Raw genomic sequence first — 20,477 nt, forward strand, 5'->3', positions numbered from 1 at the left:
GTGAGCCGGCTCGACGCGGAGGGGTGCGCATGGTGCAGATCACGGCGACGGTGGACGGTGCGGAGGGTGTCCCGGTGCCGCTGCTGTGGCTCGGTGCGGAGTCGCGCCAGCCGCGCGCGCGGGTGCTCGGTGTGCTGCCGCGCTCGGTGTTCGTCGCGCAGCCCGCGGCGATCCTGCGCGACCTCGTCGGGTTCTCGGACGTCGTCGAACCCCCGGCCGAGGCCCTGACCGAACGCGTCGCGCGCGAGGGCGCCGCCTCGAACGCCGTGTTCGGCGAGACGCCGGAGACGTGGAGCCCGCTCGGCAGCACCGACGTGCCCGACGGCGCGGCGGCGCGCCTCGCGGGTTGGAGCGACGGCCCGGTCGCGGCGCAGGCGGCCGACGACCCGCGGCCCGGTCTCGCGGTGGACGTCGACGCCGGGTCGTGGACCACGGTGACGTGGCGCACGACCGACGGCACGTGGGCCACGACGACGGCGTACGCACCGGACGCGTTCGTCGCCGTCCTGCCGCCCGGGACGACCGAGGTCGCGCTCGACCTGTCCGACGACCTCGACCTCACCGACGAGGTCGATCGCGCAGCCGGTCTCGACCGTGCCGCCGACGAGGTCGCCGCGCGGTGGCGCGCGTACCTGGGGGAGGGGACGCGCGTCGTCGACGGCGAGGAGCCCGTCACGGCCGAGGACCCGGTGGTGCGGCTGCGCCTGCCGTGGACGGCGCGCGCCGGGTACGTCGTGGGCCGGCTGCTGCGGCGGTGGACGCGCGGGACGCTCACATCGCCCACCGACCCGTCGTTCCGCTTCCGGCTCGCGCGGCACACGGACTCCGCGCCCGACGTAGTCGCGGCCTGCCCCGAGCTCCACGCCGCCGACACCGCGGAGGTGATGGTCGTCGTCGCGCACGGGGTCATGGGGTGCGCGGTCCCCGTGGCGGGCGTCGTCCACGAGGCCCTGCGGGCTGCCGGGCTGGACGTGCCCGTCGTGCGGTACGAGCACGACACGTGGCGACCGGTCGCGCACAGCGCGCATGACCTGGCCACCGGACTGCGGGCGGTCGGCGCACGGGAGGTCCTCGTCGTCGGGCACTCCCGCGGCGGGCTCCTCGCCCGCCACGCCCAGACCCTGCTGCCCGACGACGGCCCGCACCTGCGGATCATCACGCTCGGTGCGCCGTTCGCCGGGACCCCGCTCATCGCCGCCGCCGAGCAGGGTCGCCGCGGCCTCGGGGCGGGCGTCGCGGCGCTCGCGGGGCTCGGGGGACCGGTCGTGGACATCGCGACGCAGGCCGTCCTCGGGAACCTGCGCCACCAGCTGCCCGAGGGGATCCGCGACCTGCACGAGGAGTCGAGCTTCCTCGGCCTCCTGCGGGCGCTGCCGTCGCCGACGCTGACCGCCGTCGCGGGGGAGGCCGACCCGCAGGGCGTCGGTGACTCCTGGGGGTTCGGCGACGGCGCGTTCGCCGCGTTCTTCGACGGACCCAACGACCGCGTGGTGTCGGTGGCCTCCGCGACAGCCGCCACCGACGCGTCCCGGGTCGTCGTCGCGTGCGACCACTCGTCCTACGCCCACGTCGACGTGGTGCGGGCGCTCGTCGTCGACGCGACCCGTGATCTCGCGCGCGGCACGGGCGGCCCGCATCGATCAGTTTCCGACGGTCCGGACCGATCAGTTCTCGAGCAGGGAGACGTCTACCAGCCATGACCACGACGACACACACCCTCGAGGCGCCAGGCGCCGTCCTCACCTACGACGTCCACGAACCGTCGGCGCCCAGCGCGCTGACGCCCGTGGTCGTGTTCGGCTCCCCGATGGGAGCCTCCGGGTTCGCCCAGCTCGTCGAGCACCTGGGCGACCGCACCGTCATCACGTACGACCCGCGCGGCGGCGATCGCAGCACGGTCGCACCCGACGGCGAGGTGACCGTGCCGGCGCAGGCGGACGACCTGCACCGGATCGTCACCGCCCTCGGGCTCGGACCGGTCGACGCGTTCGGCTCGAGCGGCGGAGCCGTCGTCGGGCTGTCGTGGATCGAGCAGCACCCCGAGGACCTGCGCACGTTCGTCGCGCACGAGCCCCCGCTGACCGCGCAGCTCGAGGACCGCGACATGGCGGCGGCCGTGCAGGCCGACATCGTCGAGACGTACCAGCGCGAGGGGTACGGGCCCGCGATGGCGAAGTTCATCCAGCTCGTCATGTACGCCGGGCCGCTGCCCGACGACTACCTCGACCAGCCCGCGCCGGACCCGGCCATGTTCGGGCTGCCCACCGAGGACGACGGCTCGCGCGACGACCTCCTGCTCGGCAAGAACCTCGCCACCATGCCGTCGTACGAGCCCGACGCCGACGCGCTGCGCAGCACGTCCGTACGGCTCGTGCCCGCCCTCGGCAGCACGGGCGAGGGCAGCATGGCGTGGCGCGGTGGGGTCGCGCTCGCGACGATGATCGGCGTCGACCCGGTCGTCTTCCCCGGCGACCACGGCGGCTTTATGGTCAGCGAGTTCTCGCCCGACAACGACCCGGCCGCGTTCGCCGCGACGCTGCGGGACGTCCTCGCGGGATGACGACGCTCGCCCAGCTGCGCAAGGCGGCGCTCGCCCTGCCCGAGGTCACCGAGGAGCCGCGGGCGGGGGCCGTCGCGTTCGTCGTGCGGGGCAAGGTGTTCGCCGCCGCGACGACCGGCGGCGTCGTCCGGCTCCATCTCGCGGCCGAGGACGCCGCGACCGTGCGCGCCGAGCACCCGACGGCCACGCCCCTCACCCGGGCCGAGACCGTGCTCGGGGCGCAGGTGCCCCTCGCGGACGTCAACGGCCAGCAACTCAACCACTGGGTGCGGCGGGCCTGGTTCGCCCGCGCGCCGCAGCGCCTCGTCGACTCCGTCGCGGCGACCGACTCCGCCGCCCCCGGCACGGTCGGCGACCTCCCCGCCACCATCGGCGGCCCCGCCACCCAGGCCCTCGCAGGAGCGGGCTACCGGACTCTCGCGGACGTCGCGGCCGTCCCCGACGCGACCCTCCTGGCTCTCCACGGCGTCGGCCCCAAGGCCGTCCGCCTCCTCCGCGCCGCGGCCCCCCGCCGCGCCCCCGCCCCCCGCCGCGCCCCCGCCCCCCGCCGCGCCCCCGCCCCCCGCCGAGCACGAGGTTGATGACACTTTGAGCGGCTTCGCGACAGCAAGGTCGTGGTCGACAGCGAGCAGAGTCGTGGTCGACGGCGGGGCGGGGCTGTGAGCGAGCACGTGTCCGTCCTCGACGAGCTGCTGAGCCGACGCGACGCGGTGGTCGACGTCGCAGCGCGGCACGGCGCACGCAACGTGCGGGTGTTCGGCTCGGTAGCGACGAGGACGGACACCGCCGACTCCGACGTGGATCTCCTGGTGGACCTCGACGACGGGGTCGGGCTGATGGCGCTCGGCACGCTCCAGGTCGAGCTCGAGCAGCTCCTCGGGCGTCCTGTCGACGTCGTCCCGGCGCGGTCCTTGCGGCCTGCGGTCAGAGCGGCCCTGGTCCTGATCCCGCTCTAGCCGAAGGCCTCGCAGGGCCTGTCCGTCGACCAACATGCGACTTTTGCTTGTGAATGACAGAACTTTCGCGCACCTGTTGACACCGCTGTCGTTGTGGGGTCTGATGTAAACAGTTGCCCCTGGAATCCACCGGGGGACCGGGACTCTGGCTCAGGGGAAGTCGGGCTCCCGGACCGACCGCCGGCGCGCACGCATCGACGCGTGCTCCGGCTGGGCCGCACGGCCCCGGACCTCGACCCGCCGCATCGTTGCTGCGCGTGCCGAACCCCGCACCGTGTTCCACACCGTGTCCGCACCACACCCCGCAGCGCGGGGTGTCACGTCCATGCCCTGATCTCGCCCGGCCGCCCGCACCGCGGGTGCTTCGACCCGACGACCTGCAGAACCGCGACGTCACGCACAGTCATCCAGGCGCCCTGCGCCTGTTTGGCGTGCCCGCGTCCGGAAGGAGACCTGTGAACGAGCCGATGACCGACGTCGTCACTCCAGATCCCACGACCCCCACCAAGCCGCTCTCCCGCCGCGCGCTCCTCTTCGGGGCCGGAGCGGTCGCCGCCAGCCCGGCGGTCGCTCTCGTGCTCGGCTCGGGCGGCACCGCGGCGCCGGCGTCGGCCGCCACCCGGGCGTCGATGCCGTCCGCGATCCAGAGCTTCGCGACCACCGCACCGCCCGCGCGGGTGCAGGTGTCGGCCGAGCCGGTGGCCGGCGTCCGACGCATCACCATGTACGCCGAGCGGATCGACGCCCGCACGGTCGGTTACGGGCTCGCGCCCGGCGAGGCCACGGTGCCGGGCCCGGTCCTCGAGATGTGGGAGGGCGAGACGCTCGAGATCGAGCTCGTCAACACGACCGACCAGCGGCTGTCGATCCACCCGCACGGCGTGAACTACGACGTGAACTCCGACGGCAGCCCGTTCAACGACTCGTTCAACGAGCCGGGCGAGACGCGCGTGTACAGGTGGGAGACGGTCCCGATGCGTCGCGACCGCGGCATCTGGATGCCCGGCAGCGCGGGCTACTGGCACTACCACGACCACGCGTGGGGCGAGCACGGGACGCCGGGCGTCGCGGCGGGTCTCTACGGGGCGCTCGTCGTGCGGCGGATCGGGGACGTGCTCCCGCAGAAGCAGTTCACGGTCGTCTTCAACGACATGCTCGTCAACCAGAAGATGGCGCCGGACACGCCCATGTTCGAGGCGAACCTCGGCGAGCGGGTCGAGTTCATCTGCATCGGGCACGGCAACACGTTCCACACCTTCCACCTGCACGCGCACCGGTGGGCGAACAACCGGACGGGGCTGCTCACGGGCAGGGACGACCAGAGCCAGGTCGTGGACAACCGCGACCTCAACCCGGGCGACTCGTTCGGCTTCCAGGTCGTGGCGGGGCTCGGCGTCGGGGCGGGCGCGTGGATGTACCACTGCCACGTCCAGTTCCATGCCGACGGCGGCATGGCCGGGATCTTCCTCGTGCGCAACGCCGACGGCAGCATGCCGCCCGGCGCCCAGGAGTCCATCGATCGCTTCCAGCACCACGGCGCGCACCCGATCCCGCCGGTCCCGGGCGTGCCCGACCACTCCGGCCACTGACCGCACCTCCCGCTGTTCCCGGGCTCGCCCGGGCGTACCGATGACCGATGCACCGCACCGATGACAAGGAGCCAGAGAGTGCTGTCCAGACACGTACCTCCCCCGTCCACGAGAGGACGCTCCCGGACGGGAGCCCTCAGAACCCTGGCCGTCGGCCTGACGAGCGCAGCGCTCGTCGCCGGCACGGCCCTGCTGCCGGCGTCTGCCCAGCCGGGCGCAGTCCCCGCCACCCAGCCTGCCGCGAACCCCGCGGCCGCCCCCGCGGCCGTCCCGGCGGCACCGGTACCGGGCGCCGCCCTCGTGCGCGTCCTCGTCTTCCACGGCGACCCGGACGAGCAGGACGACCCGGTCGTCGAGGCCACGGCTGCCCTCGCCCAGATCGGCGCCGAGCACGGGTTCGAGGTCGAGGCGTCGTCCGACCCGGCCGTCTTCTCCGAGGCGACGCTCGGTGACTACCGCGGCGTCGTCATGCTCTCCTCGGAGGGCATCGAGCTGAGCGCCGCGCGCGAGGCGGCGCTGCGGGCCTACGTGAACGACGGCGGCGGGTTCCTCGGCGTGCGCGACGTGGCTCGTGCGCAGGACGCGTCCCAGTGGTTCACGGGGCTCGTCGGTGCGCGGATCGCCGGCGCGCAGCCGGACGCCGCGGACGTCGCCGAGGTCACCGCGACTGCGGAGAACCCGCCGAACGAGATCGCGACGAAGCTCATCGACGGCGATCCCGGCACCAAGTGGCTCGCGTTCGAGCGCACCGCGACCATCACCCTGCGGCTCGAGGAGCCGCTCGAGCTCGCGCGCTACACGCTGATCTCGGCCAACGACTCCGCGGGTCGCGACCCGCAGAACTGGACGCTCCAGGGCTCCAGCGACGGCGAGACCTGGGAGGACGTCGACGAGCGCAGCGACGAGGACTTCCCGCAGCGCTTCCAGCCCCGCGACTTCGAGGTCGAGAGCGACACCGCCTACGGGTGGTTCCGCCTCGACATCACGCAGAACGCGGGGGACGGACTCACGCAGCTTGCCGAGATCTCGCTGTTCGACGACGAGTCCGTGAACCAGCCCGCACCGGAGCTGCCGGTCGAGACCCGGACCGTCGACCTGATCGACCGCCAGCACCCGGCGACGGCGGACCTCCCGCTCACGTGGGAGCGGGACGACAAGTGGCTCGACTGGGCCGACAGCCCGGCCGGCCAGGTCCACACGGTCGCGCAGCTCGAGCCCGGCCCCGACGCCGGACCGACGACGTCCCCCTTCCACCCCGTGTCCTGGTGCCGTGACTACGACGGCGGCCGGTCCTTCTTCACCGGGATGGGCGGCACGGCGGAGAGCTGGTCGGACGAGACGTTCCGCCAGCACGTGCTCGGCGCGCTGCAGTGGACGACGGGCGCCGTGCGCGGCGACTGCCAGGCCACGATCGCGGCCAACTACACCACGGAGCGCCTCACTTCGACGAACGCCGCGGGCGAGCTCGACCAGATCGGTGAGCCGCACGGCCTGACGACGGCGCCCGACGGCACGGTCTTCTACGTCAGCCGTGGCGCGTGCCCGACCGGACCGATCCCGTCGTGGGACGACCCCGACGTCGGGCTGGGCTGCGGCACGATCCACGAGTGGGACCCGGAGACGGGCGAGGCGAGCCTCCTCACGACGCTCGAGGTCATGGGCAACCGTGGCAGCGGCAGCGAGCTCGTGAAGAACGAGGAGGGGCTGCTCGGCATCGCGCCGGACCCGGACTTCGCCGAGAACAACCACCTGTACGTCTACTGGATGCCGCACGAGTCGATCGACCGTGAGCGCCGCGTCGGGCTGCGGACCGTCTCGCGGTTCACCTACGACCCGGCCGGCCCGAGCATCGACCAGGAGACCCGCGTCGACCTGCTCGAGTGGGAGACGCAGATCCACAGCTGCTGCCACGCGGGTGGCGGCATGGCCTTCGACGACGACGGCAACCTGTACATCGGCTCGGGCGACGCGAACTCCTCGGGCGGGTCGGACGGCTACTCCGGGAACAACTGGACCCAGGAGTACGCGGGGATCAGCTTCCAGGACGCGCGCCGCACGTCGGGCAACACGAACAACCTCAACGGCAAGATCCTGCGGATCCACCCTGAGGAGGACGGCTCGTACTCGATCCCGGACGGCAACCTCTTCCCGGAGGCGGACGACCCGGGGGACAAGACGCTCCCCGAGATCTACGTCATGGGCGTACGCAACATCTCGCGCCTGCAGATCGATCCGGACACGGACTGGCTGACGGCGGCCTGGGTCGGACCCGACGCCGGTCAGCCGAGCCCTGAGCTCGGCCCGGCGAAGTACGAGACGGCGACGATCATCACGTCCGCCGGCAACCAGGGCTGGCCGTACTGCATGGGCAACGGGCAGCCGTACCGTGACCGCAGCAACGAGGACGCGAGCGTCCTCACCGGCTGGTACGACTGCGACAACCTGAAGAACGAGTCTCCGCGCAACACCGGTCTGGTCGACATCCCGCCGGCGCGCGACAACATGATCTGGTACTCGCCGAGCGGTGGCGGGCCGGTCTTCCCGATCGGCGACGACGGCGTCCCCTCCTACGTGGACGACGAGGCGACGTACACGCTCCCGTGGCTGCGCGGTGGTGGTCAGGCCGTCATGTCCGGGCCGACGTTCCGGGCCTCGCAGGTCGACGAGGGCAGCGACGTCGCGTGGCCGTCCTACTGGGAGGGCAAGTGGTTCCTCGGTGACCAGTCCAACCCGAACAACCGCGTCGCGGTGACGGTGAACCCGGACACCGTGGAGGAGCAGGGCGCCCCGGCCTTTATGGAGGACCTGCGCCACATCCTCCCGGGCGGCCGCGGTGACACGCTGCTGCAGAGCTGGATGGATGCGACGTTCGGTCCGGACGGCGCGCTGTACCTGCTCGACTACGCGGGCGGGTTCTTCAGCCTCGACCCGAACCAGAAGCTCCTGCGGGTCACGTACGACGGCGGGGCTCCCACCCCGGCGCCGGCCGCGACCGGGGCGAGCATCCAGGGCGACCCGCTCACGGTGGCCTTCACCGGCGCCCGCTCCGGCGGCGTGGCCTACCACTGGGACTTCGGGGACGGGACGACGTCGACCAAGGCCAACCCGCGGCACACCTACCCGCGGGTGGGAGAGTACGAGGCGACGCTGACGGTCACCTACGCCGACGGCACCACCGCCACGGTCACCGCCGACGCGAGCACCACGTGCACGCTGCCGGACGACCGCGAGACGGTGTTCTTCGGCGAGTTCGACTCCGGGGTTCCCAACCTCGACCTGGGTGGCTGCACCATCGCCGACCTGTTCCAGGACGAGAAGGAGTGGGACACCCACCAGAAGTTCCTGCGGCACGTGCGGTCGGTGGCCAAGAGCCTGTTCGACGACAGCCGCATCACGGGCGCGCAGCGCAACGCCCTGGTGAACGCGGCGGCGCGCTCGCAGATCGGCGTCGACCCGGGTGGGTACCGCACGATCTTCGACGGGACGAAGGAGTCGTTGTTCGACTGGGTCCAGCTGCCGGGCGGGCGGTTCGAGCTCCGGCCGGACGGCTCGCTGCGGTCCGAGGGTGGGCTCGGGATGCTCTGGTACGAGGCCGAGGAGTTGGGTGACTTCTCCATGAAGATGCTCTTCCGCGACGTCTCGCAGGGCAGCACGTTCGCGAACAGCGGCGTGTTCACCCGGTTCCCCGACCCGACGGCACCCGGCGACGCCGAGTGCGCCGAGGGGCAGTCGCCGGCGTGGGTCGCGATCTCGTGCGGTCACGAGATCCAGATCTACGACGGCCCGACGGGCGAGACCCAGAAGACGGGCTCGGTCTACAACTTCGACCCGCTGACGCTCGCCGAGGCCGGGGTGACGCCGAAGGGTGAGTGGAACGAGTACGAGATCCGGGTGGTCGGTCAGCAGTACACGATCATCCGCAACGGCGTGGTCATCAACGAGTTCGAGAACTCGCCCGGCCAGGAGTCGTCCCGCGCGGGCGACCCGCCGACGGACCTGCGCCAGTTCGAGCGCGGATTCATCGGGTTGCAGAACCACGGTGCGAACGACTTCATCGAGTTCCGCGACATCCGGATCGCCGACCTGTAGCACCCGGTCGGGCAGGCGGGGTCGGCACGGCCGGCCCCGCCCGCCCGGCGCACGGCCGCGCCCGCGGCACACCATCTGCCCGCACCTCGACGTAGAGGAGTGCACCACCCATGGAACGACCTATCCCTCGTGGCGACGTCCGTCGCCACGGCACCAGACGGCTCATGGCCGTCGTGGTCGCCGGCCTGACCGCAGCCGCGGTCGTCGCCGCGACCCCGGCGAGCGCTGTCCCCGTCTCCACCGGCACGTCCACCAGCCCGGCGACGGGGGTCTCCGTACCCGCGGACGTGACCGTCGCGGCCGAACAGGTCCTGCGGTGGACCGGGGACAACAGCATCGACACGTACCCGGTGGCGCCGGCGACGGCGGTGGCCGGCCCGGCCACGATCGTGTTCGAGAACAGCCTCGCCACCGGCAGCACGTTCGGCATGAGCCACACGCTGACCTTCGACACCTCGACGCCGGGCTACAACCACGACGTCGACCTCGACATCCTCGCCAGCCCGTTCGACGCGAACGGCGGGCTGCACGAGCGAGAGGTCGTGCTGACGCCCGGCACGTACCGCTACTTCTGCGCGATCCCCGGCCACGGCCAGATGTGGGGCGAGCTCGTCGTCACGGACGGCGGCGGGGGTGAAGAGGACACCACGCCTCCGACCGTCACCGCGACCGTGACCGGCGAGCAGGACGACGACGGCGCGTACGTCGGCGGCGCGACCGTCACCCTCGACGCGTCCGACGACGACTCGGGCGTCGCGGGGGTCGAGTACGACCTCGACGGCGCGGGCTGGCAGGCCTACGACGAGCCGTTCACGGTCGAGACCGTGGGGGAGCACACGCTCTCCTACCGGGCGACCGACGCCGCGGGCAACACGTCCGAGGCCGGCACCGCGACCTTCACCGTCGTCGAGGGCGGCGGTGAGGAGGACACGACAGCCCCGACCGTCACCGCCGAGGTGTCAGGCGAGCAGGACGAGGACGGCGCGTACGTGGGTTCCGCGACGCTGTCGCTCGCCGCGGAGGACGAGGGCTCGGGCGTCGCCTCGATCGAGGTCGACGCGCACGGCGGGCACTGGATGCCGTACACCGCGCCGCTGGCGTTCACCGAGCCGGGTGAGCACACCGTCTCCTACCGGGCGACGGACAACGCGGGCAACGTCTCCGAGGTCGGCACGACGACGTTCACGGTCGTCGCGGACGACGGCGAGGAGGACACGACCGCCCCGACGGTCACGGCCGAGGTGAGCGGTGACCGCGACGACAACGGGGACTTCGTCGGCTCCGCCAGCGTGACCCTCACGGCGACGGACGACTCGTCCGGTGTCGAGAGCGTCGAGTACGACCTCGACGGCGCGGGCTGGACCGAGTACACCGCGCCCGTGGTGGTCGACGAGGTGGGCGAGCACGAGATCGTCTACCGGGCGACCGACGTCGCCGGCAACGTCTCCGAGGAGACGGTGACGACCTTCACGGTCGTGGCCGACGGCGGCGAGGACACCACCGCGCCGACCGTCACCACCGAGGTCAGCGGCGAGCAGGACGAGAACGGCGCCTACCTGGGCTCCGCCGCGGTCCTCATCAACGCCACGGACGACGGCTCGGGCGTCGCGTCGGTCGAGTACGACCTCGACGGGGCGGGCTGGACGGAGTACACCGAGGCCGTCGTCATCGACGAGCCGGGCGAGCACACGCTCTCCTACCGGGCGACGGACGAGGCGGGCAACGTCTCCGAGGTCGGCACCGTCCTGGTGACCGTCGTGGCCACCGACACGGGCGACACCGTCGCCCCCGAGGTCGACTACCGGGTCTACGGCCAGCTCAACGACGACGGCGAGTACGTCGGCACGGCGTTCGTCCGGCTGCACGCGACTGACGACGACTCCGGCGTCGCGTCCGTGGAGTACCAGATCGACGGCGGCGAGTGGATCCGCTACGGCAAGCAGATCCCGCTGCGGGCGCCCGGCGCGCACGTCGTCACGTTCCGCGCGACGGACGTCGCGGGCAACGTGTCGGCACCGCAGAGCGTCACCGTCGTCCTCGAGGGCGGCGAGGACCCCGGCGACGTCGAGGGTCCCGAGGTGACCGCGGGCGTGGGCGGCAGCCGTAACCGCGACGGCGCGTTCGTCGGCCGTGCGACCGTGACGCTGACGGCCGTCGACGAGGAGTCGGGCGTCGACCGCACCGAGTTCCAGGTCGACGGCGGCTCGTGGCAGCGCTACGCCGCACCGTTCGTCGTCGCGGCCGACGGCCAGCACGTGGTGCGGTACCGCGCGGTCGACGGCGCGGGCAACGTCTCCAGCGGCGAGGTGACCTTCACGGTCGTCGAGCTGCTGCGCGACCGATGCCCGGGCTCCGACGTGCGGCCGACCGTCATCATCGACGGCATCGACAGCACGGTGGAGAACTTCGACGACGGCGAGGGCTGCACGGTCAACGACCACATCGCCGAGGACGACCAGTACCCCACCCACCGCGAGTTCGTCCGCCACGTCCGCGAGGTCACCCGTGACCTGGTGGACGAGGGCGTCCTGATCGGCGCCGAACGCCAGCAGATCATCGCGGCGGCGGAGCTGTCGAACATCGGCCGCTAGGCCATTCGCCGAACACGGGGTTGCTGCCGTTCTGAGCCTCAGAACGGCAGCAACTCCGTTGTCGTTGGCGAGGAACCTTCTACTCGCCGAGAGTGACCAGGACCAGCGTCGCGTCGTCGACGTTCAGGTACGCCGTCGCGACGAAGCCCGACTCCGCGAAGCGCTCGTTCAGCTCCGGGCCGGTGAGCAACGGGCCGTCGGGCAGCGACGGTTCGAGCGCGGCGATGACGTCCGGTGCGGTGGTCGTCTCCTCCGGTGTCGTCTCGTCCGCGAGGGCCTGCGCGACCGCCGGGTCGAGCTGCACGACGGCGTCGATCCAGTACGTCGTCGGGCCCGGGACATCCGGGTCGCCCGTCGTGCCGGACAGCCACGTCGCCCCGACCGGGGAGCCCAGCGCGGAGAACCGCTCCGTGAGCGGCTCCAGATCCGTGCGGATCTCGCCCGTGCCGTTCTTCGCGGTGTCCTCTGCCATCGTCGTCTCCCTCGTGCCATCGGTGGTGCGATCGCCCGGTTCGGTCGTCGGCGAGCAGGCGGTGAGCGCCAGCGCGAGGGCGAGGGCCGCCGTCGGGCCGGCGGCGCGCCAGGTGCGGCCGGATCGGGTCGGGGTGCTCGCGGTGCTCATCGTTCCTCCGGGACGGGCTCGGCGAGGACGGACTCTGCATCGCCGATCGTCCACGTGACGGTGAACTGGACACTACCGGAGCTGTTGAACGGCTGGGCCCAGCCCAGCTCGGTGAAGCGACCGTTCACATCGTCGGGAGCCCCGGATGCGATGTCCGCCTGCCCGGCGTTGAAGTTGTACCGGTCCTCCGCATGGACCGTGACGACCATGCTGGCCTGGTCGCCGTCGACGGTCACGTCGGCGCTCGACCACTGCTGGTAGCCACCGATGGTCTTCTGCCAGTTCTCGGTCTCGGGGTAGTGCGGGGCCGCTGAAGCGTCGCCCGTCATGGAGAAGTTGGTGTGTCCCTGAGCGATGAGCTCCTCCGCGCCGAGCTGGGCGTTCGCTACCTCGGCGTCGACGTTCGCCGTGACCGATGCATCGCTCTCGTACGCGCTCGCGTAGTCGAACGCGTAGTCCTCACCCGAGTTGTCGAGGTAGTGGCGGTAGATCGCCCCAGCGTCCTGGAGCCCGGGGTGCACGCGCGTAGCCTCTCCCTTCGCGTTCCACTCGGCCCACGACATGCGGTCGTCCCAGGTCGGGTTGTCGTCGGACGCGTACTCGAAGTCCTCGTCCCACTCGAGGTCCGGGCGTGTGGGATCGCCGACGACGTAATGCTCGCCCCCGGCGACTCCTGGTGCGTCACCGGGGTCCGAGGTGTCTGGATCGCCCGGGCTCATGGGTGCTGTGGGGCTGAAGCTCACCGGCACCACCATCGCGACCGGACCGCCGACTCCGCCGCCCCCGCCCCCGTGGCCGGGGACGACCGACGGCGTAGCGCCGCCAGCACCTTCGGAGCCGTCGGTGCTCGCCGACTCTTGTTGGTCGGCGTCCAGTCGCAACGACTCGGCGGCACCGGACAGCGACACGGCGCACGACCGGAGCGCCTCCATGCACATACCGTCCCAGACACCGCGGAACTCGTCGCTGTCCCGGCCGGTCCAACCGGTCGACGCCACCACCGACGACAGCCTCGAGGCGAGTGACGTCAGCGACTGCGCCGAGCCGTCCAACTCCGCCGCCAGTCGCCGCAACCCCTCGACGTCCGCACCCCACATGTCCGACATGGGCCCCCTTCGGTCCGACGTACACGGTAGCCCGGCGCCGTTCACATCAACCATGGGCACCCGTCCCCATGCAGGTCACGGCATCTCCGGAGCTGGCGGGTTGCTGCCCGAGGTGGTCGCTGAGGCAGCCGCGCGCGGCCCGGTCCAGGACCAGCCGGGGCCGTGACGTCGATAATGAAGTCACCCACCTTGACTTCGATATCGACGTCACCGGAGGTGAGCATGGCGGTCCGTCTCGAGATCACCAGTCCTGAGCTGTTGCGGTTCGCCCTGCAGCAAGGGCGCCTCGTGCGAGGCGTGAGTCAGCGGCAGTTCGCGGACGAGCTGGGCATCGGGCAGAAGTGGGTCTGGGAGATGGAGGCCGGCAAGCCCGGTCTGCTGATGGAGCGACTCTTCGCCATGCTCGAGGCGGCGGGTGTCAACCTGTTCGCCGAGATCAACGACGGCGGGCCGGTCGACGCGGGCGACTTGCCGTCGAGCGGCGAGGAGAATGCTCATGGGTGAAGCGCGAGCGGTCGCTCACGTACAACACGGCGAACGTCGACCAGGCGTACGCCGCGACGTCGCGCAGCATGGCCGGGCTCCGCGGGGCAGTGTTCGCCGGCGCGACGGGTCGGCCGTCCCCGGGTTCTACTGCTACACCCGCGGGGTCCAGCAGGCGGCAGGTCCGATGGGCGCCCTGGCTCGCAATGCGCGCTGACTGATGCACGACGGCGCGGGGAGGGTCACGCGTGACGACTCGCCCCGCGCACGGCATGGAAGGCCTTGATCGCAGCGCGAGAGTTGAGCGCCCGAGCCTTGGTGGACGACGGGGCGTGGAGGCTGCTTGTCCTTTGGCGCACGGTACCTGCGCACTGATTCCACTCGGCACCTTGTGTCAGTGGGTCAGGTCGATGTGCGCTCAGCTCACGTTAGCCCGGCGAGCCGATCATCCTCATGGGCTCACGCAATCCAGGAGTTGCCAGCGACAGGCTCCGAGGTCGTAGCATTCCCATCGACCCGCGGTAACCGACGAGCTTCCTCTACGGACATGCTTCCCGCCGCACGATTCTTCGTGCTGCCCAGGAGCGTCCGTGTCCGGAACAGTCAGGTATTCAGCTCGCGCTCTGGCGGAGCTTGCCGCATCCGATGTGTCCCTCGTCGAGAAGCATCTTGAAGAGCACTTCGTCATGCAGGGTTTGGGGGTGCCAGGAATGGCGGAGCGGCGGTCGTGGCAACGCTCGCTCCCTGTGCTCGCGCGTGACCTGGCGGACGCCGGGCTGCACGATGTCGAGGTGCTGCTCGAGTACCGGTTGCCGCTGTCTTCGAAGCGAGCAGACGTGGTGCTGGCCGGGACGAACCCACGCACGGGTGCGGAGTCGTACGTCGTCGTTGAGCTTAAGCAATGGTCTAAGGCGCGGCTTGACGACGACATCGAGTCCCTGGTGCGTGTCGAGGGCTCACCGCGGTCCCATCACTTGCACCCGAGCGTCCAGGTCGGCGGTTACGTCGACTTCCTGCGCGACTTCACGGCAGTCCTGCACGACGAGCCGGAACGTCTCACCGGCGTCTCGTACCTGCACAACGCAGAGGACGTCGGGGTAGCGGACCTGGTGGACGCGGCCGTTGCTGCGACGTACCCGCTCTTCACCTCCTCGTCCCGAGGCGCGTGGCTCGACTACTTGCGGAGCAGGCTCGCCCCGTCGAGTGGTGCAGATGCCGCCGATCGTCTCCTCTCCTCGTCGGTTCGACCGTCCAGGCAGCTCCTCCAGGTCGCGGCGTCCGAGATCCGGGACCGGGAGAACTTCACCTTGATCGACGAGCAGCGAGTCGCCTACGACCTGGTCATGAAGGCGGTGCAGCGCGCGGCCCGCGACAACACGAAGACCGCAGTGGTCGTCTCAGGCGGCCCAGGTTCGGGCAAGAGTGTGATCGCCCTGTCCGTCCTGGGGGAACTGGCTCGTCGAGGCAAGACTGTTCTTCATGCGACGGGTTCTCAGAGCTTCACCCAGACGTTGCGAAAGGTCGCAGGTAAGGGGTCGACCGCGACGCAGCGCATGTTCATGTACTTCAACAGCTTCATGGCAGCGGAACAGAACGCGCTCGATGTGCTCGTCCTCGATGAAGCCCATCGAATTCGTGACAAGTCGGTCAACCGCTACACGCCAAAGGCGATTCGGGAGAAGGCCCGTCCGCAGATCGACGAGCTGCTCGACGCAGCTCGTGTCCCGGTCTTCCTGCTCGACGAGCACCAGGTGGTGCGGCCTGGGGAGAGCGGGACTGTCGACACCATCCGATCGGCCGCTGAGTCACACGGCATGCGGGTCGAGTACGTCAGCCTCGAAGACCAGTTCCGCGCAGGCGGTAGTCAGGTGTACGTCGAGTGGGTGCTTCGACTGCTCGGTCTCGTGGACGGTGGACCGGTCCCGTGGACGGGCGACGAACATTTCGAGCTCCGAACCGCCAGGTCACCCCGGGAGCTGGAGGTCGCCCTCGACGTGTATCGCGAGAAGGGGTTCGGGGCGCGCATGACGGCCGGCTACGCGTGGCGGTGGAGCGACCCGAGATCCGACGGCACATTGGTCTCTGACGTCGTGATCGGCGAGTGGTCGAAGCCGTGGAACGTGAAGGGCGACCGTGCGGTCGGAGACGCGCCGCCCTCGCCGCTCTGGGCGACATCGCCCGGTGGCTTCGGACAAGTCGGCTGCGTGTATACCGCCCAGGGTTTCGAGTACGACTGGAACGGCGTGATGTTCGGCCCCGACCTGGTCTGGCGTACCGACCGGTGGGTGGCGCGACGCGAGGAGAACAAGGATCCGGCCTTCAGGTCGCGCAGCCAGGTGAGTGACGAGCAGTTCGACGCGCTAGTCCGCAACGTCTACAAGGTACTTCTGACCCGCGGCATGGTCGGCACGATCTTGTACTCGACGGACCCGGAGACGCTGGCTCTTCTCGAGAGGTTGATTCCCCCGGGCACGCGTGGAGTCGAGTCGGAAGACTAGATGGTCAAGCCCCGATCGGTCGCCACGCACGCTGACTACTCGCATCCCACACCGTCGCCGTCTCGGTCGAGAGAACGGGAGTACCCGGGTTCGCCCACGTACACGGGCGCGGCGCCGGCTGCGCGAGCCGCAGTGCAGTTTTCGTAGTAGACCGAGGTCGATGGGCTATCCGTGGTTGCACCGCTACTGCCCGAGCCGACCAAAGGTGCGGCCGCTTCGGCCTGTTCGACGGCAGTCTCGCGGCTCTCAACTTCCTTCGCCTGGGACTCGACCTCCTGAATGCGGGTGTCGAGCGAATCAGATCGGGATTCGATGTCCTGTTCTCGCTCGTCGAGTGCAGACTCCCGAACGGTCAGCTCGGCGTCGTGAGAGAGGGCTGCGGTCAGCTGCTCGTCGAGAGCTTTTTGCTGCGCTTCGAGTGCTTGCTGCTCTTCGGAAAGTGCAGTCTTGGCGGTCTCTAGCGCCTCCTGCTCTGCGTCGACGGAGGCGCGTTCCTCGCTGGCGGCTTCCGCGACCTCCTGTGCCTCTCGGATTGTGCTGGACGAGTTCCCAGTGCCGAGGACCCATCCGAGCATGAACAGGCTGACGCCTGCACCGGCAAGGATGAGGCGTCGGGTCCGCCGCTTCGGTCGACCGGGTGCGTCATCGCTGTCTGGGTTCCTCGATGCGGCGAGCGTCGCAGATTCGACCTCGCGCTCCGGCCAGAAGTTCCAGCCCGCGGGAGCCGGCGGCCAGCTGGGGTCTGGCTTCCACGTGGAATCGGGCTTCCAGTCTTCCGGCGGAGTGGGCCACCCGGGCGGAGGATTGAAGACGCGGTCCATGGTGCACATCCCTGTGTTGAGCACTGCGACGTACCGGGGCCCGGGACTTGTAGCGGTGCTTTGCGGCGTGTCGAGAACGCTAGACCCTGCGTGTACTTGGCTGCGAGCGTGGGTGCGGGTGAATGTGAGCGCTCAACGTCCTCAGCCGACGGCACTCGATGGCCATTGCTTGCTGAGCCCAGTGCGGTCCACCGTGCCGCCAGCTGCGCCGCTGGATGGAGCGTAGGAATCATGCTGTAAGAAGGGTAGGGATCCTGCTAGATGTAGCGTAGATGCCCTGCTAGATGTAGGTTAGCGCCCATGGAGGAGTACCGTCGAAGAGTTCTCGACACTGTCCTGGACGACCTTCAGCCCGCGCTCAGAGCCGTTGTCATCCAGGGTGCGAAGGGCGTGGGCAAGACGGCGACAGCGAGCCGTCGGGCTCGGACGGTCATCCGTCTCGATCGTGAGGTCGAGCGGACGAGTTTCGCTGCGCAGCCCGAACTGATCGCGGAGTTGCCGGGACCGGTCCTGATCGATGAGTGGCAGCGATGGCCGGAGTCGTGGGACGTCGTGCGCAGAGCTGTAGACGACGGGTCGCCGCGCGGTCATCTCCTCCTGACGGGCAGTTCGGCACCACGTGGAGCGACGGTGCACTCGGGCGCGGGGCGCATCGTCCCGTTGCGCTTGAGACCCCTGAGCCTCGTGGAACGCGGCGTTGCCGAGCCCACGGTCAGCCTGGCTGCCCTGCTCGCTGGTGAGGCGACGATCACGGGGGAAAGCGAGGTGCGGCTCACGGACTACGCGGACCAGATCGTCGCCACCGGGTTCCCCGGCATCTACGACGAGCCGGCCCGGACCCGTCCGGCCCTGATCGACGCCTACCTCGAGAACCTGGTGCAACGGGAGTTCGCCGAGCAGGGCTATCCGGTGCGTAAGCCGCAGGTCTTGGCCGCGTGGTTGGCTGGCTACGCGGCCGCCACCTCGACGACGACGCAGTACAGCCGCATCCTCGACGCAGCCACACCGGGAGAGGGCGACAAGCCAGCTCGGAGCACCACCATCGCCTATCGAGACGTCCTCAGTGGACTGTGGGTCCTGGACCCACTCCCCGCCTGGCTGCCCACGCGCAACGAGTTCGATCGCCTCGCCAGCACGCCCAAGCACCAGCTCGCGGACCCCGGGCTCGCCGCAAGGCTGCTGCGCGCGTCTGCGTCGTCGCTGGTCCTCGGACGGCGCGACCACCTCCTCGGTCCGCTGTTCGAGCACTTGGTCGCACTCTGCGTCCAGGTCTACGCGCAGGCGAGCAACGCGGCTGTTTCCCACCTGCGCACACGGAACGGGGACCACGAAGTCGACATCGTGGTGGAGGACATTGAGGGAAAGGTCGTCGCCATGGAGGTGAAGCTCACGCCAACCCCTACCGACGCCGACGTGAAGCACCTGAGGTGGCTGCGGCAGAAGCTGGGCGACGACCTGGCGGACGCGGTCGTCGTCACCACCGGGCCGCGTGCGTACCGCAGGCCGGACGGGATCGCCGTCGTGCCGGCGGCGTTGCTCGGCCCATGAACAACACGACCGCATAGGGAGAAAGGGGGCTCGTCCGATCTGAGGGTGTAGACGGGGTCTGAAGCCGCCGGCCTCCAGGAGTGATCGGGCGGTGTGTCAGGTTGCGTAAGCCGAGGGCGGAGCCACGCAGGTGTTCGAGTCGGCCGTTGATGGTCCCCGCCGGACCGTGCACGGAAACTCGCCCGGCTGCTCTCCCAGGCTCTCGTGGATGACGCTAGCGGGTCGGGTGGGATCCGAAGCGTTCGAAGCGCCAGGCGAGCAGTTCAGGATCTGGCCGGTCCGCACGTCGTCGTGGAACGGTGATGCGGCGGTTATGCATTTCTTGAAGCCCGTGCTTGAGCATCGGGCCGTCGATCTCTGCGAGTAGGTCGAGCGCGATGCGCACTTCACCGTCAGGCGTTACGCCGAGCATGTTCTGGTCGTAGGCGGCGTGGTGGATCTTGCAGAGTGCCAGGCCGTTGTTCACCGTGGGCAGTCCGCGTTCGTCGCTGTCCGGGACGATGTGCGCGGCGTCGAGGAGCGCTCCGTGCTTGAGCTCGCAGATGGCGCACCGGGTGTCGTAGGCGACGAGCACTCGTGTGCGGAACGCGGGTTGGTGCAGGCGCTGCCTCGCGAGGCGCAAGGCGTACTCACGCTGTGGCGTTGTGAGGTGCCGAGCGTCGGGGATGAAGCGAAACGCCTCGTCGAGGGCGATGCGGAACTGGCGGTTCTCCGGTTCGTCGTCTACGACATACACGGGCGCGACGGGTGTGTAGATGTTCGCGACTTCCTTGCGGAACAGGATCAAGGGCATGCCAGTGTCCATTGCGTGGCGGAGTTTCCGATTGTCTCCGCTCCACGGGTCACCGCTGCGGTAGGCGTAGTGCAGGAGGCCGTCCTCGGACTCGGTGTCGTCGTAGGGTCCGTCGGCTGCGCTGACGATCGAGAGCGTCGAGGCAAACGCCTGAGGGTTGCGGATACCGCGCGAGTAGTCGATGACCGGCAGCTTCTGGCCGTCGATGTGGAAGTCGAGCAGCTCGGCTCGGTGGAGGAAGCCGCCGTTTGCTGTCGCGCGTTCCTGCACCCACTGGATGATCCTGGTACGGAGCGCGGCTTCGACGACTGAATCCATGTGGGCAGCTCACCAGGCGTTCAACGTAGGTTCAAGTGTCAACCGGGTGAAGTTCGAGCAGAGAGTCCGTTTCGCACGCTAGAGAGCGGCTACAACAGTCTCGCCCGCACGAGGACGACAGCGAGCTGAACCTGGCCCGTCACTCCCAACCTTGCGCTGGCGCTCGACAGGTGAGTCTCCACTGTCGCGTCGCTGAGGAGTAACTGCTGAGCGATCTCCGCGTTGGACAGTCCGTTCACAACGAGCTTCGCAACGTCGAGCCCCCTCGGTGAGTGCCGCGAGCCGTTCTACACGTCGGCTGGCGGCGCCGGGCGCGGCATTCACCTGCGCCATGACGGTCTTCGCCACGCGTGACGAGAGTGCGCCTTCGCCGGCGGCGACAGCGCGGACTGCGGCGACGATCACCTCTGGCCCGGAGTCTTTGGTGAGGAATCCACCTGGCCTGTCGGCCTGCCCTGGAGGAGGCGTGCCAGGCTCAGCTCTCGCGGAACGCCGGCGCGCCT

At 70.1% G+C, this 20,477-nt stretch carries 14 protein-coding genes and 1 pseudogene; 10 read left to right on the forward strand and 5 right to left on the reverse strand.

What is annotated here, in order from left to right; all coding sequences use genetic code 11:
* Positions 1-29: 29 nt before the first annotated feature.
* From OHL10_RS07475 to OHL10_RS07505, 7 genes are all read left to right on the forward strand, one after another.
* The gene (locus OHL10_RS07475) at positions 30-1,700 is read left to right on the forward strand and encodes a hypothetical protein (protein WP_265521574.1); all 1,671 of its coding nucleotides are present in this window, start codon (positions 30-32) and stop codon (positions 1,698-1,700) included.
* Entirely contained in the window at positions 1,697-2,560 is an 864-nt protein-coding gene (locus tag OHL10_RS07480; protein ID WP_265521575.1) for an alpha/beta fold hydrolase, read from the forward strand. Before OHL10_RS07475 ends, OHL10_RS07480 begins: the two co-directional genes overlap by 4 nt.
* Positions 2,557-3,141 (forward strand): MmcQ/YjbR family DNA-binding protein, encoded by a 585-nt coding sequence (locus OHL10_RS07485; RefSeq protein WP_265521576.1) that lies wholly within the window; start codon positions 2,557-2,559, stop codon positions 3,139-3,141. The genes OHL10_RS07480 and OHL10_RS07485 overlap by 4 nt, the downstream gene beginning before the upstream one ends.
* A 78-nt stretch (positions 3,142-3,219) precedes the next feature.
* A complete protein-coding gene (locus tag OHL10_RS07490) occupies positions 3,220-3,516 on the forward strand; it encodes a nucleotidyltransferase family protein (protein ID WP_265521577.1) in 297 nt (98 codons plus the stop codon).
* A gap of 455 nt (positions 3,517-3,971) precedes the next feature.
* Complete coding sequence (locus OHL10_RS07495) at positions 3,972-5,105, forward strand: multicopper oxidase domain-containing protein (RefSeq protein WP_265521578.1); 1,134 nt, start codon at positions 3,972-3,974, stop codon at positions 5,103-5,105.
* Positions 5,106-5,183: 78 nt separating this feature from the next.
* Positions 5,184-9,194: a ThuA domain-containing protein gene (locus OHL10_RS07500; protein WP_265521579.1), complete on the forward strand. Its 4,011-nt coding sequence runs from the start codon at positions 5,184-5,186 to the stop codon at positions 9,192-9,194.
* Positions 9,195-9,304: 110 nt separating this feature from the next.
* Positions 9,305-11,785, forward strand: coding sequence for an OmpL47-type beta-barrel domain-containing protein (locus OHL10_RS07505; protein WP_265521580.1), 2,481 nt, complete (start codon positions 9,305-9,307; stop codon positions 11,783-11,785).
* 79 nt (positions 11,786-11,864) lie between these two features.
* On the opposite strand, the gene OHL10_RS07510 is transcribed toward OHL10_RS07505, so the two are convergent.
* Complete coding sequence (locus tag OHL10_RS07510) at positions 11,865-12,407, reverse strand: hypothetical protein (protein WP_265521581.1); 543 nt, start codon at positions 12,405-12,407, stop codon at positions 11,865-11,867.
* Positions 12,404-13,513, reverse strand: a complete 1,110-nt coding sequence (locus tag OHL10_RS07515; RefSeq protein ID WP_265521582.1) for a WXG100 family type VII secretion target — start codon at positions 13,511-13,513, stop codon at positions 12,404-12,406. Before OHL10_RS07515 ends, OHL10_RS07510 begins: the two co-directional genes overlap by 4 nt.
* A gap of 222 nt (positions 13,514-13,735) precedes the next feature.
* Between OHL10_RS07515 and OHL10_RS07520 the strand changes: the two genes are divergently transcribed.
* Both OHL10_RS07520 and OHL10_RS07525 read left to right on the forward strand, forming a co-directional pair.
* Complete coding sequence (locus tag OHL10_RS07520; RefSeq protein WP_265521583.1) at positions 13,736-14,017, forward strand: helix-turn-helix domain-containing protein; 282 nt, start codon at positions 13,736-13,738, stop codon at positions 14,015-14,017.
* A gap of 569 nt (positions 14,018-14,586) precedes the next feature.
* Positions 14,587-16,494, forward strand: coding sequence for a DUF2075 domain-containing protein (locus OHL10_RS07525; RefSeq protein ID WP_265521584.1), 1,908 nt, complete (start codon positions 14,587-14,589; stop codon positions 16,492-16,494).
* A 35-nt stretch (positions 16,495-16,529) separates the two neighbouring features.
* Here the strand turns inward: OHL10_RS07525 and OHL10_RS07530 are convergent, their stop codons facing one another.
* Complete coding sequence (locus OHL10_RS07530; RefSeq protein WP_265521585.1) at positions 16,530-17,315, reverse strand: excalibur calcium-binding domain-containing protein; 786 nt, start codon at positions 17,313-17,315, stop codon at positions 16,530-16,532.
* A gap of 300 nt (positions 17,316-17,615) precedes the next feature.
* Between OHL10_RS07530 and OHL10_RS07535 the strand changes: the two genes are divergently transcribed.
* A complete protein-coding gene (locus tag OHL10_RS07535) occupies positions 17,616-18,863 on the forward strand; it encodes an ATP-binding protein (protein ID WP_265521586.1) in 1,248 nt (415 codons plus the stop codon).
* 214 nt (positions 18,864-19,077) lie between these two features.
* Here OHL10_RS07535 and OHL10_RS07545 read toward each other — a convergent pair whose 3' ends face one another.
* Together OHL10_RS07545 and OHL10_RS18720 are read right to left on the reverse strand one after the other, a co-directional pair.
* Positions 19,078-19,974, reverse strand: coding sequence for an HNH endonuclease (locus OHL10_RS07545; RefSeq protein ID WP_265521587.1), 897 nt, complete (start codon positions 19,972-19,974; stop codon positions 19,078-19,080).
* Between the two features lie 89 nt (positions 19,975-20,063).
* Positions 20,064-20,234 (reverse strand): annotated as a pseudogene (locus OHL10_RS18720) (response regulator transcription factor); the annotation flags it as partial.
* Positions 20,235-20,477 lie beyond the last annotated feature (243 nt).

Origin of the sequence: Oerskovia flava (assembly GCF_026163685.1) — a bacterium.
In the GTDB taxonomy this organism is placed as follows: Bacteria; Actinomycetota; Actinomycetes; order Actinomycetales; family Cellulomonadaceae; genus Oerskovia_A; species Oerskovia_A flava.